At 69.9% G+C, this 2803-nt stretch carries 2 protein-coding genes; one reads left to right on the top strand and one right to left on the bottom strand.

Features of this window, described 5'->3' with window-relative positions; all coding sequences use genetic code 11:
- Positions 1 to 106 precede the first annotated feature (106 nt).
- On the top strand, positions 107 to 1387 hold the full coding sequence (gene clpX / locus RWM17_RS13745; RefSeq protein WP_123548231.1) for an ATP-dependent Clp protease ATP-binding subunit ClpX: 1281 nt from the start codon (positions 107 to 109) through the stop codon (positions 1385 to 1387).
- A 256-nt stretch (positions 1388 to 1643) separates the two neighbouring features.
- On the opposite strand, the gene RWM17_RS13740 is transcribed toward clpX, so the two are convergent.
- Positions 1644 to 2803, bottom strand: a 1160-nt coding sequence (locus RWM17_RS13740; protein ID WP_314104587.1) for a M3 family metallopeptidase, incomplete at its 5' end; no start/stop codon positions are given.

The following is a 2803-nucleotide window of genomic DNA, read 5'->3' as shown; positions in this document are numbered from 1 at the left end:
CGTCGCGTCCGGGCCGCAGGTCGGTCCCGGAGTGTCGGGGGATCGGGTTAGGCTCGGTGCACGTCGTCCGACAGGGGGCGACGACGATCTCGTAGGGAGGCCGGGCATGGCACGCATCGGTGAGAGCGCTGATCTGCTCAAGTGCTCGTTCTGCGGCAAGAGCCAGAAGCAGGTCCAACAGCTGATCGCCGGCCCCGGCGTCTACATCTGCGACGAGTGCGTCGAGCTCTGCAACGAGATCATCGAAGAGCGCCTGGCCGAGGCGGGCGACGAGCCCACGAGCGAGTTCGACCTCCCCAAGCCCCGCGAGATCTACTCGTTCCTCGAGGAGTACGTCATCGGGCAGGACGCCGCGAAGCGCGCCCTCTCCGTGGCCGTCTACAACCACTACAAGCGCATCCGCGCCGCGTCGACGCTGACGGCGGCCGAGTCCCTCGCCGACGAGGTCGAGATCTCGAAGTCCAACATCCTGCTGATCGGCCCGACGGGGTGCGGCAAGACCTACCTCGCCCAGACCCTGGCCAAGCGGCTCAACGTCCCGTTCGCCGTCGCGGACGCGACCGCCCTCACCGAGGCGGGCTACGTCGGCGAGGACGTCGAGAACATCCTGCTCAAGCTCGTCCAGGCAGCGGACTACGACGTCAAGCGCGCCGAGACGGGCATCATCTACATCGACGAGATCGACAAGATCGCGCGCAAGGCCGAGAACCCGTCGATCACCCGCGACGTGTCGGGCGAGGGCGTGCAGCAGGCGCTGCTCAAGATCCTCGAGGGCACGGTCGCCTCCGTGCCTCCCCAGGGCGGTCGCAAGCACCCGCACCAGGAGTTCATCCAGGTCGACACGACCAACGTGCTCTTCATCGTCGCCGGGGCCTTCTCCGGCCTCGAGGACATCATCTCGAACCGCGCGGGCAAGCGCGGCATCGGCTTCGGCGCCCCGTTGCACAGCAAGGAAGACGAGGCGGCCCTCTTCAGCGAGGTCCTCCCCGAAGACCTGCACAAGTTCGGGCTGATCCCCGAGTTCATCGGGCGCCTCCCCGTCGTGACGACGGTGACGCAGCTCGATCAGGCTGCCCTGATGCAGATCCTCACCGAGCCGAAGAACGCCCTCGTGCGGCAGTACCAGCGCATGTTCGAGATCGACGGGGTCGAGCTGCAGTTCGAGCACGAGGCCCTCGAGTCGATCGCCGACCTCGCCGTCCTCCGCCAGACCGGTGCTCGTGGCCTCCGGGCGATCCTCGAAGAGGTGCTCGGGCCGATCATGTTCGACGTCCCTTCCGACGACACCGTCGGCACGGTCGTCGTGACGCGCGCCTCCGTGCTCGAGAACGCGGCGCCGACGATCGTTCCCCGTCTCGTGGACGAGCGCGTCGAGAAGTCGGCCTAGCCTCGCTTCCTCTCCGCACCTCCTGAACGCCCTGGACGCCTGTCGTCCAGGGCGTTCACGCGTCTCGGCCCGTGCTGTCGGCGGGTTCCTGCCCTCCTCGGCAGGTGATCGCGGCCTCGTCCCTGATGTCGACGGGTCTCCGTCGTGCGTGGCGGGTCAGCGCCCGCCCGCCGACGGCGACGGGAACCCGCCGACTCTGGCAACGACATGCCGGGGGCGACGGGAACCCGCCGGCAGGTGCCGGGCAGGGGCGCGATCAGGCGAGGCCGCGGCGTTCCAGCAGCGGCTCGACCCGGGCGTCGCGGCCACGGAAGTCGCGGTAGGCCTCGAGGGGGTCCTTCGACCCGCCGACGCCGAGCAGACGTGCTCGGAACCGGTCGCCCGCCTCCCTGCTCAGTCCGCCGTTCTCCTCGAACCACTCGACGGCGTCGGCGTCCAGCACCTCGCTCCAGATGTACGAGTAGTAGCCGGCGTCGTAGCCGCCCGCGAAGGTGTGGGCGAAGTACGTGCTCGAGTAGCGAGGGGGCACCTGCGCGAGGTCGAGGCCGACCGCGGCCAGCGCCTCCTGCTCGAACGCCTCGACGTCGTCGACCCGGTCGGCCTGCTCGGGCGAGAGCCTGTGCCACGCCTGGTCCAGCAGGGCGCTGGCGAGGTACTCGCTCGTCGCGAACCCCTCCCCGTAGGTGCGCGAGGCAACGAGCTTCTCGACCAGCTCGCGCGGCATCCGCTCGCCCGTGACGTGGTGGACGGCGTAGTTCTCGAGCACCTCCGGCCAGAGCATCCACATCTCGTTGACCTGGCTCGGGAACTCCACGAAGTCGCGGAACACGTTCGTGCCCGAGAACGACGGGTAGGTGACCCGGGCCAGCAGGCCGTGCAGGGCGTGGCCGAACTCGTGGAACAGCGTCGTCACCTCGTCGAGCGTGAGCAGGGTCGGCGAGCCGGCCGCGGGCTTCGAGACGTTGAGGTTGTTGACGACGACGGGCGGGAGCCCCAGCAGGTCCGACTGCGACACGAGCGGGTTCATCCAGGCCCCGCCGCGCTTCAAGTCGCGGGTGTAGAGGTCGAGCACGTACAGGCCGACGGGCGCTCCGCCGTCCTCGGTCACCTCGAAGACCCGGGCCTCCGGGTGCGGGCCGACGAGGTCCCGCCGCTCGGCGAACTCGAGACCGTAGAGGCGGGAGGCGGCGTGGAAGACACCGTCGTGCAGCACCCGGTCGGCCTCGAAGTAGTCGCGCATCACCGCTGTGTCGACGTCGAAGCGCTGTGCACGGACCTTCTCCGCCCAACAGGCCCAGTCGCAGGCGCGGACCTCGCCGCCGCCGTCGCTTCCCGCCTCGCTCGCGGCGAGCCGGCGCAGGTCGACGAGCTCGGCGGCGGCGTTCCGGGCCGCGGGCGCCGCGAGCCGGCCGAGCA

The organism is uncultured Frigoribacterium sp., from assembly GCF_963515265.1.
GTDB lineage: Bacteria > Actinomycetota > Actinomycetes > Actinomycetales > Microbacteriaceae > Frigoribacterium.
The sequence above is the reverse complement of the archived record's forward strand: the minus strand, read 5'-3'. Positions and strand labels throughout refer to the sequence as shown.

What these genes read in the sequence shown, in the direction of transcription:
- clpX (WP_123548231.1), top strand. Translation starts at nt 107, where the DNA reads ATGGCACGCATCGGTGAGAGCGCTGATCTGCTCAAGTGCTCGTTCTGC.